At 54.8% G+C, this 21,105-nt stretch carries 18 protein-coding genes and 1 riboswitch; of the genes, 10 read left to right on the top strand and 8 right to left on the bottom strand.

Annotated features, from left to right (window positions below; translation table 11 throughout):
* The first annotated feature begins 76 nt into the window (after positions 1-76).
* The 10 genes from rsd (at position 77) to PUP35_RS00990 (ending at position 8,859) form a co-directional block, all read left to right on the top strand.
* The gene (gene rsd / locus PUP35_RS01035; protein ID WP_111966112.1) at positions 77-574 is read left to right on the top strand and encodes a sigma D regulator; all 498 of its coding nucleotides are present in this window, start codon (positions 77-79) and stop codon (positions 572-574) included.
* Between the two features lie 54 nt (positions 575-628).
* Positions 629-737: riboswitch (TPP riboswitch) on the top strand.
* Between the two features lie 79 nt (positions 738-816).
* Complete coding sequence (thiC, locus tag PUP35_RS01030; RefSeq protein ID WP_274241673.1) at positions 817-2,712, top strand: phosphomethylpyrimidine synthase ThiC; 1,896 nt, start codon at positions 817-819, stop codon at positions 2,710-2,712.
* Positions 2,712-3,353, top strand: a complete 642-nt coding sequence (gene thiE / locus PUP35_RS01025; RefSeq protein ID WP_274241672.1) for a thiamine phosphate synthase — start codon at positions 2,712-2,714, stop codon at positions 3,351-3,353. The genes thiC and thiE overlap by 1 nt, the downstream gene beginning before the upstream one ends.
* Positions 3,340-4,095, top strand: coding sequence for a HesA/MoeB/ThiF family protein (locus tag PUP35_RS01020; RefSeq protein ID WP_115877034.1), 756 nt, complete (start codon positions 3,340-3,342; stop codon positions 4,093-4,095). Before thiE ends, PUP35_RS01020 begins: the two co-directional genes overlap by 14 nt.
* Complete coding sequence (gene thiS / locus PUP35_RS01015; RefSeq protein ID WP_032644502.1) at positions 4,079-4,279, top strand: sulfur carrier protein ThiS; 201 nt, start codon at positions 4,079-4,081, stop codon at positions 4,277-4,279. Before PUP35_RS01020 ends, thiS begins: the two co-directional genes overlap by 17 nt.
* Position 4,280: 1 nt before the next feature.
* Positions 4,281-5,051, top strand: coding sequence for a thiazole synthase (gene thiG / locus PUP35_RS01010; protein WP_127729200.1), 771 nt, complete (start codon positions 4,281-4,283; stop codon positions 5,049-5,051).
* Positions 5,048-6,175, top strand: coding sequence for a 2-iminoacetate synthase ThiH (gene thiH / locus PUP35_RS01005; protein WP_111966107.1), 1,128 nt, complete (start codon positions 5,048-5,050; stop codon positions 6,173-6,175). The genes thiG and thiH overlap by 4 nt, the downstream gene beginning before the upstream one ends.
* A 336-nt stretch (positions 6,176-6,511) precedes the next feature.
* Positions 6,512-8,053 carry a sensor domain-containing diguanylate cyclase gene (locus PUP35_RS01000; protein WP_115877033.1) on the top strand — a complete coding sequence of 514 codons (1,542 nt, stop codon included), beginning with the start codon at positions 6,512-6,514 and terminating at the stop codon, positions 8,051-8,053.
* Positions 8,054-8,233: 180 nt separating this feature from the next.
* On the top strand, positions 8,234-8,542 hold the full coding sequence (locus PUP35_RS00995) for a PTS sugar transporter subunit IIB (protein WP_010425948.1): 309 nt from the start codon (positions 8,234-8,236) through the stop codon (positions 8,540-8,542).
* Positions 8,542-8,859: a PTS lactose/cellobiose transporter subunit IIA gene (locus tag PUP35_RS00990; RefSeq protein WP_003862327.1), complete on the top strand. Its 318-nt coding sequence runs from the start codon at positions 8,542-8,544 to the stop codon at positions 8,857-8,859. The genes PUP35_RS00995 and PUP35_RS00990 overlap by 1 nt, the downstream gene beginning before the upstream one ends.
* 58 nt (positions 8,860-8,917) lie before the next feature.
* Here the strand turns inward: PUP35_RS00990 and rpoC are convergent, their stop codons facing one another.
* The 8 genes from rpoC to secE form a co-directional block, all read right to left on the bottom strand.
* Positions 8,918-13,141: a DNA-directed RNA polymerase subunit beta' gene (gene rpoC, locus PUP35_RS00985; protein WP_023309968.1), complete on the bottom strand. Its 4,224-nt coding sequence runs from the start codon at positions 13,139-13,141 to the stop codon at positions 8,918-8,920.
* Positions 13,142-13,217: 76 nt separating this feature from the next.
* Positions 13,218-17,246, bottom strand: coding sequence for a DNA-directed RNA polymerase subunit beta (gene rpoB, locus PUP35_RS00980; RefSeq protein WP_032644498.1), 4,029 nt, complete (start codon positions 17,244-17,246; stop codon positions 13,218-13,220).
* Between the two features lie 319 nt (positions 17,247-17,565).
* On the bottom strand, positions 17,566-17,931 hold the full coding sequence (rplL, locus tag PUP35_RS00975) for a 50S ribosomal protein L7/L12 (RefSeq protein WP_002445276.1): 366 nt from the start codon (positions 17,929-17,931) through the stop codon (positions 17,566-17,568).
* A 66-nt stretch (positions 17,932-17,997) separates the two neighbouring features.
* Positions 17,998-18,495: a 50S ribosomal protein L10 gene (gene rplJ / locus PUP35_RS00970; RefSeq protein WP_003862338.1), complete on the bottom strand. Its 498-nt coding sequence runs from the start codon at positions 18,493-18,495 to the stop codon at positions 17,998-18,000.
* A gap of 291 nt (positions 18,496-18,786) precedes the next feature.
* Complete coding sequence (gene rplA / locus PUP35_RS00965; RefSeq protein WP_006810530.1) at positions 18,787-19,491, bottom strand: 50S ribosomal protein L1; 705 nt, start codon at positions 19,489-19,491, stop codon at positions 18,787-18,789.
* Between the two features lie 3 nt (positions 19,492-19,494).
* Positions 19,495-19,923, bottom strand: coding sequence for a 50S ribosomal protein L11 (gene rplK / locus PUP35_RS00960; protein WP_008503452.1), 429 nt, complete (start codon positions 19,921-19,923; stop codon positions 19,495-19,497).
* 156 nt (positions 19,924-20,079) lie between these two features.
* Entirely contained in the window at positions 20,080-20,625 is a 546-nt protein-coding gene (nusG, locus tag PUP35_RS00955) for a transcription termination/antitermination protein NusG (RefSeq protein WP_002438628.1), read from the bottom strand.
* A 1-nt stretch (position 20,626) separates the two neighbouring features.
* On the bottom strand, positions 20,627-21,010 hold the full coding sequence (gene secE / locus PUP35_RS00950; RefSeq protein ID WP_014068449.1) for a preprotein translocase subunit SecE: 384 nt from the start codon (positions 21,008-21,010) through the stop codon (positions 20,627-20,629).
* Between the last annotated feature and the right edge of the window lie 95 nt (positions 21,011-21,105).

Genomic DNA, 21,105 nt, shown 5'->3' with positions numbered 1-21,105 from the left:
CTTCACTGACATGTTGTTAGCATTGTGGTTACATTCTGGATGAGCAGATTCAATCCTACACTTTGCGGAGTCGACCATGTTAAACCAGCTAGAAAGCCTGACTGAGCGCGTTAGAGGAAGTAACAAACTGGTGGATCGCTGGCTGCATGTGCGCAAGCATCTACTCGTGGCTTATTACAATCTGGTCGGCATTAAGCCTGGCAAAGAATCGTTTATGCGACTGAACGAAAAAGCGCTGGATGATTTTTGTCAGGGCCTGGTCGACTATCTGTCCGACGGCCATTTCAATATTTATGAACGCATTATCCGCGAAATGGAAGGGACAACGCCGTATTTAGCGGCCAGCAAGCTCTATCCGCTGCTGGAAGCCAATACCCAGCAGATCATGGATTACTATGATTCCACGCTCGAGAATGCCATCGATCACGATAACTATCTTGAGTTCCAGAAAGCGCTATCCGACCTCGGCGAAGCGCTGGAGGAGCGATTCACGCTGGAAGACAAGCTGATCTCTCTCGCCCTGGACAATGATTTGAACATCAGTAACGAAGAGAACGTCGCGCGCCCTGCTTGAGTTCTTAATCGTTAACGAGTAATTTACAACCATTCGCCCCTCTCACGAGGGGGATTTTTCTTGTCGGAGTGCCCAGAGCGAAAGCCGGGCTGAGACCGTTAATTCGGGATCCGCGGAACCTGATCAGGTTAATACCTGCGAAGGGAACAAGAGTCACACTGCTGTTGTATCGCCCACCGGGCGATCCTCTCTTGCTTCATCCGTCGTCTGACAAGCCATGTCCTTCACTTTTGGAATGAGCTATGTCTACTGCAAAACTGACCCGCCGCGAACAGCGCGCACAGGCCCAACACTTCATCGATACCCTGGAAGGCACCGCTTTCCCCAACTCGAAACGCATCTACATTTCCGGCTCGCAGGCCGATATCCGCGTCCCGATGCGCGAAATCCAGCTCAGCCCGACGCTTATCGGCGGCAGCAAACAGAATCCGCAGTATGAAGACAACGAAGCCGTGCCGGTGTATGACACCTCCGGCCCATACGGCGATCCTGATGTTGCCATCAACGTCCAGCAGGGGCTGGCAAAGCTGCGCCAGCCGTGGATTGACGCGCGTAACGACTGCGAAGAGCTGAGCGTGCTCAGCTCTGCGTACACCAAAGAGCGCCTGGCCGACGACGGTCTGGACGAGTTGCGCTTTACCGGCCTGCTGACGCCAAAACGTGCTAAAGCGGGTAAATGCGTGACCCAGCTGCACTACGCCCGCCAGGGTATCGTCACGCCGGAGATGGAGTTCATCGCCATCCGTGAAAACATGGGTCGCGAGCGTATCCGCAGCGAAGTGCTGCGCTATCAGCATCCTGGTGAAGGCTTTGGCGCGCGCCTGCCGGAGAACATCACGCCGGAATTTGTACGTGACGAAGTGGCCGCCGGCCGCGCGATTATCCCCGCCAACATTAACCACCCGGAATCCGAGCCGATGATTATCGGCCGCAACTTCCTGGTGAAGGTCAACGCTAACATCGGTAACTCGGCCGTCACCTCCTCCATCGAAGAAGAGGTGGAAAAGCTGGTCTGGTCCACGCGCTGGGGTGCGGACACGGTAATGGATCTCTCCACCGGCCGCTATATCCATGAAACCCGCGAATGGATCCTGCGTAACAGCCCGGTACCGATTGGCACCGTCCCGATTTATCAGGCGCTGGAGAAGGTCAACGGCATTGCCGAAGACCTCACTTGGGAAGCGTTCCGCGACACCCTGCTGGAGCAGGCCGAGCAAGGCGTGGACTACTTCACCATTCACGCGGGCGTGCTGCTGCGCTACGTGCCGATGACCGCGAAGCGTCTGACCGGCATCGTCTCGCGCGGCGGCTCCATCATGGCGAAGTGGTGCCTCTCCCACCACCAGGAGAACTTCCTCTACGAACACTTCCGCGAGATCTGCGAAATCTGCGCCGCCTATGACGTCTCCCTGTCGCTGGGCGACGGCCTGCGCCCGGGTTCCATCCGTGACGCCAACGACGAAGCGCAGTTTGCCGAGCTCCACACGCTGGGCGAACTGACCAAAATCGCCTGGGAGTATGACGTGCAGGTGATGATTGAAGGCCCGGGACACGTGCCGATGCAGATGATCCGCCGCAACATGACCGAGGAGCTGGAGCACTGCCACGAAGCGCCGTTCTACACGCTGGGGCCACTGACCACCGACATCGCGCCGGGCTATGACCACTTCACGTCAGGCATTGGCGCGGCGATGATCGGCTGGTTCGGCTGCGCCATGCTGTGCTACGTGACGCCGAAAGAGCACCTCGGGCTGCCAAACAAAGAGGACGTGAAGCAGGGGCTGATCACCTACAAGATTGCCGCCCACGCGGCGGATCTGGCCAAGGGCCATCCGGGCGCGCAAATCCGTGATAACGCCATGTCGAAGGCGCGCTTTGAATTCCGCTGGGAAGACCAGTTCAACCTGGCGCTGGATCCGTTCACCGCCCGCGCCTACCACGACGAAACCCTGCCGCAGGAATCGGGCAAAGTCGCGCACTTCTGCTCCATGTGTGGGCCGAAGTTCTGCTCGATGAAAATCAGCCAGGAGGTGCGCGACTACGCCGCCACGCAAACCATTGAAGTGGGTATGGCGGACATGTCCGAAACCTTCCGCGCCAAAGGCGGCGAAATCTACCTCAAAAAAGAGGAGGCGTAATGTACCAGCCTGATTTCCCACCCGTCCCCTTCCGTTTAGGGCTCTATCCGGTGGTGGACAGCGTGGCGTGGATAGAGCGCCTGCTGGAGACAGGCGTTCGAACGATCCAGCTGCGCATCAAGGATAAACGCGATGACGAGGTGGAAGCCGATGTGGTTGCCGCCATCGCGCTGGGGCGCCGGTATAACGCCCGCCTGTTTATCAACGACTACTGGCGGCTGGCCGTTAAGCACCGGGCGTACGGCGTGCATCTGGGCCAGGAGGACCTGGTAACAACGGATCTGAGCGCAATCCGTGAAGCCGGGTTGCGTCTGGGCGTGTCAACGCACGATGACATGGAGATTGACGTGGCCCTGGCGGCTCGTCCCTCTTACATCGCGCTCGGTCACGTCTTCCCGACGCAAACCAAGCAGATGCCCTCCGCTCCGCAGGGTCTGACGCAGCTGGCAAGTCACGTTAAACGCCTTGCCGATTACCCCACCGTCGCCATCGGCGGAATCAGCCTTGAACGTGCCCCGGCGGTGCTGGAGACCGGCGTCGGCAGCATCGCCGTCGTCAGCGCCATCACCCAGGCCGCAGACTGGCGTCTCGCCACCGAACAGCTGTTACAGCTGGCAGGAGCAGGCGATGAACGATCGTGATTTTATGCGCTATAGCCGTCAGATCCTGCTGGAGGATATCGCCATCGATGGCCAGCAAAAACTGCTCGCCAGCCGGGTGCTGATTGTCGGTCTGGGCGGATTAGGCGCGCCCGCCGCGCTCTATCTGGCAGGCGCGGGCATCGGCACGCTGGTGCTGGCGGACGACGATGAGGTCCACCTCAGCAACCTGCAGCGACAAATCCTCTTTACCACCGAGGATATCAGCCAGCCGAAAGCGCAAATCACCCGGCAGCGCCTGGCGCAGCTCAACCCGGATATCGAGCTGGTTGCCTTACAGGAGCGGCTTAGCGGTGAAAGCCTGCGCCGTGAAGTCGCCCTTGCCGACGTGGTACTGGACTGCACGGACAACATGGCGACGCGCCAGGCGATTAACGCCGCCTGCGTGGCAAATCATACGCCGCTCATTACCGCCAGCGCGGTGGGGTTCGGCGGGCAAATGATGGTCCTGACCCCGCCGTGGTCGCAGGGTTGCTATCGCTGCCTGTGGCCGGACGATGCCGAGCCGACGCGCAACTGCCGTACGGCGGGCATTCTTGGCCCGGTGGTCGGGGTGATGGGCACCATGCAGGCACTGGAGGCCATCAAGCTGCTCAGCGGCATGGAGACGGAACGCAATACGCTGCGGCTGTTTGATGCTCGCTCCAGCAGCTGGCGCCAGCTGGCGTTACGCCGCGCCAGCCGCTGCCCGGTATGTGGAGACCGCGATGCGCATTCTGTTTAACGATGAGCCGATGAGATGCGACGACGGGCTTACCGTTGCCGCACTGCTCGACAAGCTGCGTCAGCTCAAGCCGGGAACGGCGCTGGCGCTCAATCAACAGATCCTGCCGCGCGAGCAGTGGGAACATCAGCAGGTCAATGAAGGCGACCAGATCCTGCTGTTTCAGGTTATCGCAGGGGGCTGAGATGTTACGTATTGCCGATAAGGTTTTTGATTCGCATCTGTTTACCGGAACCGGAAAATTCGCCTCGCCGCAGCTGATGGTGGATGCCATTCGCGAAAGCGGCAGCCAGCTGGTGACGCTGGCGCTCAAGCGCGTGGATCTGCGCCACCACAGCGATGCCATTCTGGCTCCGTTGCTGGAAGCAGGCGTCACGCTGTTGCCCAACACCTCCGGCGCCAAAACGGCCGAAGAGGCGATTTTTGCCGCGCAGCTGGCCCGCGAGGCGCTCGGCACCCGCTGGCTAAAGCTGGAAATCCATCCGGATGCCCGCTGGCTGCTGCCCGACCCGATTGAAACGCTGAAAGCGGCTGAAAAGCTGGTGCAGCAAGGGTTTACCGTTCTGCCTTACTGCGGCGCTGACCCTGTTTTGTGCAAACGTCTCGAAGAGGTCGGATGCGCTGCCGTCATGCCGCTGGGGGCCCCCATTGGCTCCAACCAGGGGCTGGAAACCCGCGCGATGCTGGAGATCATCATCGAGCAGGCCACCGTGCCGGTGGTCGTTGATGCGGGCATTGGCGTGCCCAGCCATGCCGCGCAAGCGCTGGAGATGGGCGCCGACGCGGTGCTGGTCAACACGGCCATCTCGGTTGCCGACGACCCGGTCATGATGGCGCGTGCATTCCGCATGGCCGTAGAGGCTGGCCTGCTGGCAAGGGGAGCCGGCCCCGGTTCGCGCAGTTTCCAGGCGCAGGCCACCAGCCCGCTGACCGGTTTTCTGGAGGCGATCTCATGAGCACGTTTACCGAGCGCTGGCGGCAGCTTAACTGGGACGACATTGCCCTGCGCATCAACAGCAAAACGGCGGCTGACGTGGAGCGCGCGCTGCATGCCCGCCATCTGACCCGCGAGGATCTGATGGCCCTGCTCTCCCCCGCGGCGAGCGCGTACCTCGAACCGATGGCCCAGCGAGCACAGCGGCTCACCCGCCAGCGTTTTGGCAACACGGTGAGCTTCTACGTGCCGCTCTATCTCTCCAACCTGTGCGCCAATGACTGCACCTACTGCGGTTTTTCCATGAGCAACCGCATCAAGCGTAAAACGCTCGATGAAGATGAGATTTCCCGGGAGTGTGCGGCCATTCGTGAAATGGGCTTTGAACATCTTCTGCTGGTCACGGGCGAACATCAGGGAAAAGTGGGAATGGACTATTTCCGTCAGCACCTTCCCGCCATTCGTCGTCAGTTTGCGTCGTTGCAGATGGAAGTGCAGCCCCTGTCGCAGGAGGAGTACGCAGAGCTCAAAAACCTCGGGCTGGACGGGGTCATGGTCTACCAGGAAACCTATCATGAGGCGACGTACGCCCGGCACCACCTGAAGGGTAAGAAACAGGATTTCTTTTTCCGGCTGGAAACGCCGGACAGGCTCGGCCGCGCGGGTATCGACAAAATCGGTCTGGGTGCGCTGATCGGGCTCTCCGACAGCTGGCGGGTGGATTGTTATATGGTGGCGGAACATTTGCTGTGGCTCCAGCAGCACTACTGGCAGAGCCGTTATTCCATCTCCTTCCCGCGCCTGCGCCCCTGTGCGGGAGGGATCGAACCGGCTTCGCTAATGGATGAACGCCAGCTGGTGCAGACGATCTGCGCGTTTCGCCTGCTCGCCCCGGAAGTTGAATTATCGCTCTCAACGCGTGAGTCCCCGGCGTTTCGCGATCGCGTTATCCCGCTTGCAATTAACAACGTCAGCGCATTTTCCAAAACGCAGCCTGGCGGCTACGCCGACGATCGTCCGGAGCTGGAGCAGTTTGTGCCGCATGACGGGCGACGTCCGGAAGCGGTCGCCGCAGCCCTGACGGCGCAGGGCCTTCAGCCTGTCTGGAAAGACTGGGACAGCTGGCTGGGAAGAGCCTCGCAATGACGTTGAAACGCACAGCAACATCATAGAAATTTGTCGAGACGCTACGAAAAGGCAAAACCGGATGATTGTCATCGATCGTCCGGTTTTTTATTGTCACAAGGTCAGCAACGGATGCTGACCGGGGCGAAAAGCTTCTTCCTCGTTTCGCCCTGCCTCTGATTCATTTCACAAACTGCCCCCGGCAAATGAATAAGTATTTTCTTAATGGTTCTTAAGATAAATCATCTCGTCAGAAATCGTGCGCCGTATAATTCACCGCTAACCGCAGGACAGCGACTATGCTGAGAGGATATCGGCAGACGAAAAATATTCACCATCAGGAACGATGTACAGCTCATGGCACTTCACAGCAAAAAGCTCTCTTTTACACGGCCAATCATGCTCAGCTTTGCGGGGATCCTCTGCAGTTTTGCGGTGATCGCGATCGCGGTAACGCTTTCGCAACGAAAGGATTTTCTTGAGGATTATCATAAGATCAATAGCAACTTCACGCATAACCTGGCGGTGAACTACACCGAATCTATCCTGCGTGAAAACGACTATATCCTGGGCCGTTCCGCGATGTACTTTGCCCGCGACGACAGGCTAAACGAGACGCTCAACGTCAACCCGACGCAAGGGCTGCAGATGATGATGCATTTGCAGAACCTGATGCCGACCGTCTCCTCCATCTCGCTGGCGGACACGCAGGGGCATTATCTTCGCGCACCAGAGGTGCTCCCCACGGAGACGAGTAAAACCTTCGATCCCCGGACACGCCCGTGGTTCGTCGCTCAGGCGGAAGCCAGTATCTTCAGTCACTACACCCGTCCCTACATGGACTACTTCACTGGCCATCCGACGGTAACACTCTATAAGCCTTTGATTTCGCCTGAAGGGAGACTGAAGGGAACGCTCGCTTTCCATCTCGATTTGACGTCTATGGGCTTCACCCTGCGCCAGATGGTGGCGCCCGTTCAGGGGGAATTCTTCGTCGTCGAACGCGATGGTGCCGTGGTGCTGCATCCGGATACCGGCGCGCTGTTCAAACAGTACGTGAGCGAAGCGCTGATGGACAAAATGACCAGCGGCGAAGGTCATCTTTACGACAAGAAAAGCAACGCCTGGTATTACTACTACTCGTTTACCAACCCGGACTGGTTTGTCATCTACCGGGTCTCTGGCGAGACGCTCACCGATATTACCCGTCACGAAACAACGATCGTTGGCTGGGGGTTTGCGCTGGCCGCCATCATCATCATCCTCTTCGGCTTATACCTCCGCCACGCCTCGCGTTCAGTGCTGATGCACATTATCAATGCCATCAAAACTGGCGATGTTAGCGAGGCGCCGCGCCTGGAAGCGATGCTGAGCCACACGATTCAGTCCAACAAAGAGCGTGAAATGGCGTATGTTCGCCAGGCCACTCACGATGCGCTGACGGGCTGTAAAAACCGCCGCGCGTTCGACAGCGATGTCGCGGAGCTGCTGAATGCCCAGCAGCCTTTCGCGATGGCGCTGGTAGACATTGATAACTTCAAGTCAATTAACGACACGCTGGGCCACCTGACCGGTGATATTGTTCTGCGTAACGTGGCTCGCGAAGGGATTCAGATCATGCAGCCACATCACGTCTCAATTTACCGTTATGGTGGAGAAGAGTTCGCGGTAATCTTCCAGGCTGAGCAGATGTCTTCCGCGCTCTCATTGCTGGAAGCGTGGCGTACCGCCGTTGAAAAGCGCGTCTGGCGGGAAGAAAACCTGCGGGTTACGTTCAGCGGCGGTCTTGGAGAGTGGCATTTTGAACCGCTGGAGCAATTTGTCGGGAGCGTTGATAACGCCCTCTACAGCGCCAAACAGCAGGGCAAAAACCGCATCAACCGAACGTCCATCAGCTAATCCTGCCTCTTTCACCCTGCCCGTTTCCACGGGCCGGGTGCCTGACAATGCAAAATTGTAACCGGTTTCAGAAAATCACCGGTTTCTTTGTGATGCCTGACACACAATCGCGGTAAAGCGGTTGTTGAAGCGGTCTGCACGGGATAATTATCAATAAACACATGTAGATCGAGGCTGATTATGAAGAACATCGTTTTATGCTGTGCAGCGGGAATGTCAACCAGCATGCTGGTTCAACGTATGAAAGACGCCGCGCAGAAAAAAGGAGTTGAAGTCACCATTAAAGCCGTTCCGGTTGCGGAGTTTAAAGACAACATCGCGACGGCCGACATCGTATTGCTGGGGCCACAGGTTAAATACGAGCAGGCTAAACTCCAGGCGCAGGCCGACCCGTTGGGTAAAAAGGTCGCGGTGATCGACATGATGGATTACGGCATGATGAAAGGTGATGCCGTACTGGAAAAAGCGCTCAAACTTCTGGAGTCATAATGGAAGACTTAGAAACCACGATTATGGAACTGCTGGTCAACGCGGGCGCGGCGCGCAGTGCAGCCCTGACGGCGTTGCAGATGGCGCGTAAAGGTGATTTTGACGAAGCTGAAAAAGCGATGGAAGAGTCGCGTGAATATGTGAAGCATGCGCACACTATACAGACGCAGCTTATCGGTCTTGATGAGGGAACCGGGAAGCTTCCGGTTAACCTGATCACCGTCCACTCGCAGGATCACCTGATGAACGCCATGGTCATTCAGGATCTGGCGGGCGATATGATTGAGCTTTATCGTCGGATCCCGTTGGTGAATTGAATACATGCAGATGTAAAAAAACCCGCCGAGGCGGGTTTTTTATTTACGGCATCAACGATTACTCGTTGTCGGAACCGCCCAGACCTGCGTTCAGCAGTTCTGCCAGGCTCGCGGATGCATCTTCAGCAGTCACCTGCGGTGCAGCTGGCAGTTCGCCCGCAGCACGACGACGCATACGATCCTGATGGTACGCATAACCGGTACCAGCCGGGATCAGACGACCCACGATGACGTTCTCTTTCAGACCGCGCAGTTCATCACGTTTACCTGCAACAGCGGCTTCGGTCAGGACACGAGTCGTTTCCTGGAACGATGCTGCAGAGATGAAGGACTCGGTTGCCAGAGACGCTTTGGTGATACCCAGCAGATCGCGCGAGAAGGTCGCACCGATTTTGCCGTTCGCTTCCAGTTCGCGGTTAGCGATCTTGACGCGTGAGTATTCAACCTGCTCGCCTTCCAGGAACTCGGAGCTGCCTGCGTTTTCGATGGTTGCTTTACGCAGCATCTGACGAACGATAACTTCGATGTGCTTATCGTTAATCTTAACGCCCTGCAGACGGTAAACGTCCTGTACTTCGTTGGTGATGTAACGCGTTACTGCGTGTACGCCACGAAGACGCAGAATGTCGTGCGGAGCTTCTGGACCATCGGAAACCACGTCACCACGTTCTACACGTTCACCTTCGAACACGTTGAGCTGACGCCACTTAGGAATCATCTCTTCGTACGGTTCGCTGCCATCTACTGGAGTGATAACCAGACGGCGCTTCCCTTTGGTCTCTTTACCGAAGGAGATGATACCGCTGATTTCAGCCAGGATTGCAGGCTCTTTCGGACGACGTGCTTCGAACAGGTCCGCAACGCGTGGCAGACCACCGGTGATGTCCTTGGTACCGCTGGATTCCTGTGGAATACGCGCCAGAGCATCACCCGCACCGATCTGAATGCCATCTTCCAGCTGAACGATCGCTTTACCCGGCAGGAAGTACTGCGCAGGCATGTCGGTACCCGGGATCAGAACGTCGTTACCCTGAGCATCAACGATTTTCAGTGCAGGACGCAGATCTTTACCACCGGTAGTACGTTCAGCAGAATCCAGAACCACCAGAGAAGACAGACCGGTCAGCTCGTCCGTCTGACGAGTAATGGTCTGGCCGTCGATCATGTCAGTGAAGCGGATGAAACCACTTACTTCGGTGATAACCGGCATGGTGTGTGGATCCCAGTTTGCAACGGTTTCACCGCCAGCAACCTGCTCGCCATCACCTTTCGCCATAACCGCACCGTAAGGCACTTTATAGCTCTCTTTGGTACGACCGAATTCGTCGATCAGCTTCAGCTCGGTGTTACGAGAGGTCACAACCAGCTTGCCAGCGGAGTTAACAACAGACTTCGCGTTGCTGAGCTTGATGCTACCTTTGTTTTTCACCTGGATGCTGGATTCAGCAGCCGCACGAGATGCCGCACCACCGATGTGGAACGTACGCATCGTCAGCTGTGTACCCGGCTCACCGATGGACTGTGCCGCGATAACGCCGATTGCTTCACCTTTGTTGATGATGTGGCCACGCGCCAGGTCACGACCGTAGCAGTGCGCACATACACCAAAATCGGTGTCACAGGATACAACGGAACGTACTTTCACGGAGTCAACAGAGTTCGCTTCCAGCAGGTCGCACCAGTGCTCGTGCAGCAGCGTGTTGCGTGGAACCAGAATGTCTGCAGTGCCCGGCTTCAGAATGTCTTCCGCGGTCACACGACCCAGAACGCGATCGCGCAGTGGCTCTTTAACATCACCACCCTCGATAACCGGGGTCATGGTGATACCTTCGAGGGTGCCACAATCGTCTTCGGTCACAACCAGATCCTGGGCAACGTCAACCAGACGACGCGTCAGATAACCGGAGTTCGCAGTTTTCAGTGCGGTATCCGCCAGACCCTTACGAGCACCGTGCGTGGAGATGAAGTACTGGAGTACGTTCAGACCTTCACGGAAGTTCGCGGTGATTGGCGTTTCGATGATGGAGCCATCTGGCTTCGCCATCAGACCACGCATACCTGCCAGCTGACGAATCTGTGCTGCGGAACCACGCGCACCGGAGTCGGCCATCATGTAGATGCTGTTGAAGGAAACCTGCTGCTCTTCTACGCCGTCACGGTTAATCACGGTTTCGGTCTGCAGGTTATCCATCATCGCTTTGGATACACGATCGTTCGCCGCTGCCCAGATATCGATAACTTTGTTATAGCGTTCGCCCGCGGTAACCAGACCAGACTGGAACTGCTCCTGGATCTCAGCAACTTCGGCTTCCGCTTCAGAGATGATCTCATGTTTCTTCTCTGGGATGACCATGTCATCGATACCAACAGATGCACCTGAACGCGCTGCGTAAGCAAAGCCGGTATACATTGTCTGGTCAGCGAAGATAACGGTCGGCTTCAGACCCAGAATGCGGTAACAGGTGTTCAGCATTTTGGAGATCGCTTTCTTGCCCAGCGCCTGGTTGACGATGGAGAAAGGCAGACCTTTCGGTACGATCATCCACAGAATGGCACGGCCAACGGTCGTGTCTTTCAGGCTGGTTTTCGCAACGAATTCGCCGTTTTCATCTTTTTCGTATTCGGTGATACGCACTTTAACGCGCGCATGCAGAGAGGCCAGGCCAGCGCGATAAATACGCTCAGCTTCTTTCGGACCAGTCAGCACCATGCCTTCGCCTTTGGCGTTAACACAGTCACGGGTCATGTAGTACAGACCCAGTACAACGTCCTGAGAAGGAACGATAATTGGTTCACCGTTCGCTGGGGACAGGATGTTGTTGGTAGACATCATCAGCGCACGCGCTTCGAGCTGGGCTTCCAGCGTCAGCGGTACGTGAACAGCCATCTGGTCACCATCGAAGTCGGCGTTATAGGCCGCACAAACCAGCGGGTGCAGCTGGATAGCTTTACCTTCGATCAGGACTGGCTCAAATGCCTGGATACCCAAACGGTGCAGAGTTGGTGCACGGTTCAGCAGTACCGGGTGTTCGCGGATAACTTCGTCCAGGATATCCCAAACGACAGCTTCTTCACGCTCAACCATTTTCTTAGCGGCTTTGATGGTGGTGGCGAGGCCACGCAGTTCCAGCTTGCCGTAGATGAACGGTTTGAACAGCTCCAGTGCCATTTTCTTCGGCAGACCGCACTGATGCAGACGCAGGTATGGACCTACGGTGATTACAGAACGACCGGAGTAGTCAACACGCTTACCGAGCAGGTTCTGACGGAAACGACCCTGTTTACCTTTGATCATGTCGGCCAAAGATTTCAGAGGACGTTTGTTAGAACCGGTGATCGCACGACCTCGACGACCGTTATCCAGCAGGGCATCTACCGCTTCCTGCAGCATACGTTTTTCGTTGCGTACGATGATGTCCGGCGCAGCCAGATCCAGCAGACGTTTCAGACGGTTGTTACGGTTGATAACGCGACGATACAGATCGTTCAGATCGGACGTTGCGAAACGACCACCATCCAGCGGAACCAGTGGACGCAGATCTGGCGGCAGAACCGGCAGAACAGTCAGGATCATCCACTCTGGTTTGTTACCAGACTGAACGAACGCTTCCAGCAGTTTGATACGCTTGGTCAGCTTTTTTCGTTTGGTTTCGGAGTTGGTTTCGTTCAGCTCTTCACGCAGCTGCTCGCACTCTTGCTCCAGATCCATGCTCTTCAGCAGGGCCTGAATAGCTTCCGCACCCATCTTCGCGTCGAATTCGTCACCGAACTCTTCCAGCGCGTCCAGATACTGCTCTTCAGTCAGGATCTGATGACGTTCCAGGTTCGTCATCCCGCCTTCGATAACCACATAAGATTCGAAGTACAGAACACGTTCGATATCGCGCAGCGGCATATCCAGCAGCAGACCGATACGGGACGGCAGAGATTTCAGGAACCAGATGTGAGCGGTCGGAGACGCCAGCTCGATGTGGCCCATGCGCTCACGACGCACTTTGGTCTGGGTCACTTCAACGCCGCACTTCTCACAGATCACACCACGGTGTTTCAGGCGCTTGTACTTACCGCACAGGCACTCGTAATCTTTTACTGGCCCGAAAATACGCGCACAGAAAAGGCCGTCACGCTCAGGTTTGAACGTACGGTAGTTGATGGTTTCCGGCTTTTTAACTTCACCGAAAGACCATGAACGGATCATGTCTGGCGAAGCCAGAGCAATTTTGATCGCATCAAACTCTTCGGTTTTAGTCTGCGCTTTCAGAAACTTTAATAAATCTTTCACGGATTTGCTCCCGTCGGAGTTAGCACAATCTGGTGCCGGGGGTTAACCCGGCACCAGTGACCTGTTTGAGCGAGAATTACTCGTCTTCCAGTTCGATGTTGATACCCAGCGAACGAATCTCTTTCAACAGTACGTTGAAGGATTCTGGCATGCCCGGCTCCATCTGATGGTTGCCGTCCACGATGTTTTTATACATCTTGGTACGACCGTTCACGTCATCAGACTTAACGGTGAGCATTTCCTGCAGGGTGTATGCCGCGCCGTATGCTTCCAGCGCCCACACTTCCATCTCCCCGAAGCGCTGACCACCGAACTGTGCCTTACCACCCAGCGGCTGCTGAGTAACCAGGCTGTAAGAACCGGTAGAACGAGCGTGCATCTTGTCGTCGACCAGGTGGTTCAGTTTCAGCATGTACATGTAACCTACGGTTACCGGACGTTCGAACTGTTCACCAGTACGGCCGTCAAACAGCGTAATCTGACCAGACGTTGGCAGACCACCCAGTTGCAGCAGCTCTTTAATTTCAGCTTCTTTTGCACCGTCGAATACCGGCGTTGCAATTGGCATACCTTTGCGCAGGTTCTCTGCCAGACGCAGCACTTCTTCATCGCTGAAGGTGTTCAGGTCGACTTTCTGACGCACGTCGGTACCCAGATCGTAGGCACGCTGGATGAATTCGCGCAGTTTCGCGACTTCCTGCTGCTGTTTCAGCATGGCGTTAATCTTATCGCCGATGCCTTTCGCAGCCATACCCAGGTGAGTTTCCAGGATCTGACCAATGTTCATACGAGACGGTACGCCCAGCGGGTTCAGTACGATATCTACCGGCGTACCGTTAGCATCGTGCGGCATATCTTCGATCGGGTTGATCTTAGAGATAACACCCTTGTTACCGTGACGACCTGCCATCTTATCACCAGGCTGGATCTGACGTTTAACAGCCAGATACACCTTAACAATCTTCAGCACGCCAGGTGCCAGATCGTCGCCCTGAGTGATTTTGCGGCGTTTCGCTTCGAGTTTTTTCTCGAACTCGTGTTTCAGTTCGTCATACTGCTCAGCCAGCTGTTCCAGCTGATTTTGTTTCTCTTCGTCGGTCAGGCCCAGTTCCAGCCAGCGATCGCGTGGCAGTTTGTCGAGCTTCTCAGCTTCAACGCCACCGGCAACCAGCACCGCATAGATACGGCTGAACAGACCCGCTTCGAGGATCTGCAGTTCTTCAGACAGGTCTTTCTTAGCCTGTTTGAGCTGCATCTCTTCGATTTCCAGCGCACGCTTATCTTTCTCAACGCCGTCACGGGTGAAGACCTGAACGTCGATTACCGTACCGGAAACACCGTTTGGTACGCGCAGAGAAGAGTCTTTAACGTCAGACGCTTTCTCACCGAAGATTGCACGCAGCAGTTTCTCTTCTGGCGTCAGCTGGGTTTCACCTTTAGGCGTAACCTTACCAACCAGAATGTCGCCGCCGGTCACTTCAGCACCGATGTAAACGATACCGGATTCATCCAGTTTGGAGAGCGCAGCTTCACCCACGTTAGGGATGTCAGCGGTGATCTCTTCTGGCCCCAGCTTGGTGTCACGGGACACACATGCCAGCTCCTGAATATGGATGGTGGTGAAACGATCTTCCTGAACCACACGCTCGGAGACGAGGATGGAGTCTTCGAAGTTGTAACCGTTCCACGGCATGAACGCTACGCGCATGTTCTGACCGAGCGCCAGTTCACCGAGGTCGGTGGACGGACCGTCTGCCAGCACGTCGCCGCGCTCAACTGGCTCACCCAGAGACACGCAAGGCATCTGGTTGATACAGGTGTTCTGGTTAGAACGGGTGTATTTGGTCAGGTTATAAATGTCGATACCTGCTTCGCCCGGATACATCTCGTCTTCGTTAACTTTGATAACGATACGGGATGCATCGACGTACTGAACAGTACCGCCACGTTTAGCAACTGCAGTAACACCGGAGTCAACGGCAACAGCACGCTCCATACCGGTACCAACCAGCGGCTTATCAGCGCGCAGAGTTGGAACGGCCTGACGTTGCATGTTCGCACCCATCAATGCACGGTTGGCGTCATCGTGTTCCAGGAACGGGATCAGGGACGCACCGACGGATACCACCTGCTGGGTGGATACGTCCATGTAGTCAACCTGGTCGCGGCTGAACAAGCTGGATTCGCCTTTGCTACGGCAGGTAACCAGATCTTCTACAAAGTGGCCTTCGTCATCCAGGTTGGAGTTCGCCTGAGCGATAACGTAGTTACCTTCTTCAATAGCAGACAGGTAATGAATTTCATCGGTTACAACACCGTCGGTCACTTTACGGTACGGGGTCTCAAGGAAACCGTATTCGTTAGTCTGTGCGTACACGGACAGGGAGTTGATCAGACCGATGTTTGGACCTTCAGGCGTTTCGATTGGACATACGCGACCGTAGTGCGTCGGGTGTACGTCTCGAACTTCAAAGCCTGCACGTTCACGGGTCAGACCGCCTGGGCCGAGTGCAGAGATACGACGTTTGTGCGTAATCTCAGACAGCGGGTTGTTCTGGTCCATGAACTGAGACAGCTGGCTTGAACCGAAGAACTCTTTCACTGCTGCAGAAATCGGCTTGGCGTTGATCATATCCTGAGGCATCAGGGTATCCAGATCGCCCAGAGACAGACGCTCTTTCACCGCACGCTCTACGCGTACCAGGCCAACGCGGAACTGGTTTTCCGCCATTTCGCCTACGGAACGGATACGACGGTTGCCGAGGTGGTCGATATCGTCCACTTCGCCTTTACCGTTACGGATATCGATGAGCTTCTTCATCACTTCGATGATGTCGTCTTTGCTCAGGATACCGGAACCTTCGATTTCGTCGCGCAGCAGAGAACGGTTGAACTTCATACGACCAACCGCAGACAGATCGTAGCGGTCTTCGGAGAAGAACAGGTTCTCGAACAGACTTTCCGCCGCTTCGCGAGTTGGTGGCTCACCAGGACGCATCATGCGGTAGATTTCTACCAGCGCGCTCAGACGATCGGTGGTTGGGTCGACGCGAATAGTCTCAGAGATATACGCACCGTGGTCCAGATCGTTGGTGAACAGCGTTTCGATACGTTTGTGGCCAGACTGGCTCAGCTTAGCCAGCAGATCCAGGCTCAGCTCCATGTTCGCCGGGCAGATCAGCTCGCCAGTTGATTCATCAACGTAATCTTTCGCGGCTACTTTTCCTGCAATGTATTCAACCGGAACTTCGATGTGTTTGATATCATCTTTTTCCAGCTGGCGGATGTGGCGCGCGGTGATACGGCGACCTTTTTCCACATACACTTTGCCGTCGGCTTCGATGTCGAACGACGCGGTCTCACCACGCAGACGTTCCGGCACCAGCTCCATCTGCAGCTTGTTGTCGCGGATTTCAAAGATCACTTTCTCAAAGAACAGGTCCAGGATCTGCTCAGTGGTATAGTTCAGTGCACGCAGAATGATGGTTGCAGGCAGCTTACGACGACGGTCGATACGGACAAACAGGTTGTCTTTCGGATCGAACTCAAAGTCCAGCCATGAACCACGGTAAGGAATGATGCGTGCGTTATACAGTACTTTACCGGAAGAGTGTGTTTTACCTTTATCGCTGTCGAAGAAGACGCCCGGGCTACGATGCAGCTGGGAAACGATAACACGCTCAGTACCGTTGATTACGAAAGTACCGTTGTCTGTCATGAGTGGAATTTCACCCATGTAGACTTCTTGTTCTTTAATGTCTTTTACGGTGCCTTCCGGAGCTTCGCGCTCGTAGATCACCAGACGCAGTTTTACGCGCAGCGGTGCGGAATAGGTCACGCCACGGATCTGACATTCCTGAACGTCAAACACCGGTTCGCCAAGGCGGTAGCTGACGTACTGCAGCTCGGAGTTACCGCTATAGCTCTGAATCGGGAACACGGAGCGGAAGGCTGCTTCCAGACCGTACTGCCCTTCAGGATCTTGCTCGATAAACTTCTGGAACGAGTCAAGCTGGATAGAAAGGAGATATGGAATGTCCAGAACTTGTGGACGTTTACCAAAATCCTTACGAATACGTTTTTTCTCGGTATAGGAGTAAACCATAGGGTTCCTCAGCTCGCTGACAAGTCGACCCATCTGTCCGACGAAGGGACAGTTTGTGCAACACCATTTTGTGGACCGGAAAATTGAATACTTTCCGCAATACCTGTTGCTATCACGCTTAAATCATTTCGTCGCGATTTACACAGAGCGAGCACCCTGTCGCAATATATTAAGTCGTCGATAGAAACATGCATTGTCAGGACAATCAGCAGTCAAACAGTGTGAAATGCTACTGATGCCTTACAGCGCAAAAAGGCTGGTGACTAAAAAGTCACCAGCCATCAGCCTAATTACTCAGGCTGCAACCAGAAAAGTTGGCTTATTTAACTTCAACTTCAGCGCCAGCTTCTTCCAGAGATTTTTTCAGTGCTTCTGCGTCGTCTTTGCTCACGCCTTCTTTCAGCGCAGCTGGAGCAGATTCTACCAGGTCTTTAGCTTCTTTCAGACCCAGGCCAGTTGCGCCACGTACTGCTTTGATAACAGCAACTTTGTTAGCGCCAGCAGCTTTCAGAATTACGTCGAATTCAGTTTTTTCTTCAGCAGCTTCAGCCGGGCCCGCAGCTACAGCTACAGCAGCAGCAGCAGAAACACCGAATTTTTCTTCCATTGCAGAAACCAGCTCTACAACGTCCATTACGGACATAGCTGCTACTGCTTCAATGATTTGATCTTTAGTGATAGACATTTAAATTGTTCCTGAAAATCAGAATAAGTTTATACGTAAGCAAATGCTTTATAAAGATAACTGCGATTAAGCAGCTTCTTTCGCATCGCGTACAGCAGCCAGAGTGCGAACCAGTTTGCCAGCCGCAGCTTCTTTCATGGTTGCCATCAGGCGTGCAATTGCTTCTTCGTAGGTCGGCAGGGTTGCCAGGCGATCGATTTGCGATGCCGGGATCAACTCACCTTCAAAGGCTGCAGCTTTGACCTCAAATTTTGCATTCGCTTTCGCGAACTCTTTGAACAGACGAGCAGCAGCGCCCGGGTGTTCCATAGAGTATGCAATCAGGGTCGGACCAACAAACGTGTCTTTCAGGCACTCGAACTGAGTACCTTCAACTACGCGGCGCAGCAGGGTGTTACGAACAACACGCATGTATACGCCAGCTTCACGACCTGCTTTACGCAGTTCAGTCATTTTGTCTACAGTAACGCCACGGGAATCCGCAACTACTGCAGACAGCGCGCCTTTGGCTACTTCGCTGACTTCAGCAACAATCGCTTGTTTGTCTTGAAGATTTAAAGCCATTAGCTTTGCTCCTGGATGTTTGCCGGAACTCATGTTCCGGAACTCACTTCACTCTCCCCAACGGAAAGAGCGTCTTAATACGGTGAGCAGAAACAAGCCAGAGTATCCAAAAATAATCTTAGCGTTCTGTCACCGTCTACGCAGGGGATTAAGTCTCTTGCGAAACACCTGCGGTCTTCGACGGAGGCCTGGATTAGGCCAGGCTCCAACGAACAAATCTTTTAGCCGCTAACTTTTGTTAGCAAACGTGGGGGTAAGATTGTAGACAAAATCACCGCCCACGTAAAGGCATTAGTTTGCAGCAGCGCTCAGGCCAGCCTGGTCAACTGCAACACCTGCACCCATAGTGGTGGAGATGCTAACTTTCTTGATGTACACGCCTTTCGCCTGAGTTGGTTTCGCTTTTTTCAGCGCAACCAGCAGAGCTTCCAGGTTTTCTTTCAGTTTGTCAGCGTCAAAGTCCACTTTACCGATGGTGGTGTGGATGATGCCGTTTTTGTCGTTACGATAACGAACCTGACCTGCTTTAGCGTTCTTAACCGCTTCAGCAACGTTAGGGGTTACAGTACCAACTTTCGGGTTTGGCATCAGGCCGCGTGGACCCAGAACCTGGCCCAGCTGGCCAACAACGCGCATTGCATCTGGAGAAGCAATAACAACGTCAAAGTTCATTTCGCCTTTCTTGATCTGATCAGCCAGGTCTTCCATACCTACCAGTTCAGCGCCGGCAGCTTTAGCAGCTTCAGCGTTTGCACCCTGAGCAAATACAGCTACGCGAACGGAACGGCCAGTACCATGTGGCAGTACAGTTGCGCCACGAACGTTCTGATCGGATTTACGCGCGTCGATGCCCAGGTTAACGGCAACGTCAACGCTTTCAACGAACTTAGCAGTTGCCAGTTCTTTCAGCAGAGCGATAGCTTCGTTGATGTCGTACTGTTTGGTCGCATCAACTTTGTCACGGATCACGGACATGCGCTTGGTCAGTTTAGCCATTTCTTAGTCCTCCACTACCAGGCCCATGGAACGTGCAGTACCTTCGATTGAGCGAGTCATCGCTTCAATGTCGGCACCAGTCATGTCGGCAGCTTTGGTCTGCGCGATTTCCTGCAGCTGAGCGCGGGAAATTTTACCCACTTTGTCTTTGTTCGGTTTACCGGAACCAGACTTGATACCAGCCGCTTTCTTCAGCAGAACAGCTGCTGGAGGGGTTTTGGTAACGAAAGTGAAAGAACGGTCAGCGTAAACAGTGATTACGACTGGGATTGGCAGACCTTTTTCCAGGGATTCAGTTTTTGCGTTGAACGCTTTACAGAATTCCATGATGTTCACACCCTGCTGACCCAGAGCTGGACCAACTGGTGGACTTGGGTTCGCCATACCAGCTGCAACCTGCAGCTTGACGTAGGCTTGTACTTTCTTAGCCATTCTAAAATCCTCTGATTGGGTGATAGCGCCTCAGGGAGGCTCCCCGTGAATAAAATTCGTTTTACGGGCCGGGGCCCATAAAAACAAAAGGCGCGAAATTGTATTCCAATCTCGCGCCCTGTGCAACGATTAAATCGCCGCTTTTTTGATCGCTGCTTAGGCTTTTTCGACCTGCGCAAAGTCCAGTTCTACCGGGGTCGCACGACCGAAAATAGAAACAGAAACTTTCAGGCGGGACTTCTCGTAGTCCACTTCTTCAACGACGCCATTAAAGTCAGCAAACGGACCGTCGCTAACACGAACCATTTCACCCGGTTCAAACAGCGTTTTCGGACGCGGCTTATCACCCACCTGCTGCAGGCGGTTCATAATCGCATCAACTTCTTTATCGCTGATTGGCGCCGGACGGTCAGACGTGCCGCCGATAAAGCCCATCACGCGCGGTACGCTGCGCACCAGGTGCCAGCTCGCATCGTTCATCACCATCTGAACCAGCACGTAACCCGGGAAGAATTTACGCTCGCTTTTGCGACGTTGGCCGCCACGGATCTCAACCACTTCTTCGGTCGGAACCATCACTTCGCCAAATAACTCTTCCATGTTGTGTAATTTGATATGCTCACGCAGCGACGTTGCTACGCGGCCTTCAAAACCGGAAAACGCCTGAACGACGTACCAACGCTTTTTAGGGGCTTCAGACATCTTAGAACCTCAGGCCAGTAATAAAGGAAACCAGGCGAACCAGAATACCATCCAGTCCCCACAGGATCAGTGACATTACCGCAGTCACTGCAGCCACGATCAGCGTGGTGTGCAATGTTTCCTGGCGAGTCGGCCAAATGACCTTGCGGACTTCGGTACGTGCTTCACGAGCGAAAGCAACGGTCGCTTTACCCTTAGTCGTCAACAGCGCGACACCGCCCGCTGCAGCAATCAGAATCACCACTGCCAGCGCGCGGAGCGGCAGCATCATGTCACGATAAAGATAGTTGCCAACGATTGCCACAATCAGCAGCACGGCAACAGCGACCCACTTCATCGCTTCCAGGCCGCGCCCGCTCCCTTGAGCTTCGGTATTCGCACTCATAAACCAACCTGTCAGAAGAATTCTACAAATAATTTCACCCCGCGATTGCGAGGCGAGCCAAATCGAAACGCTAATCCCTTTATGGATTATACGCT

Source organism: Enterobacter sp. S-33, from assembly GCF_028735835.1.
Taxonomy (GTDB): Bacteria; Pseudomonadota; Gammaproteobacteria; order Enterobacterales; family Enterobacteriaceae; genus Enterobacter; species Enterobacter vonholyi.
The sequence above is the reverse complement of the archived record's forward strand: the minus strand, read 5'-3'. Positions and strand labels throughout refer to the sequence as shown.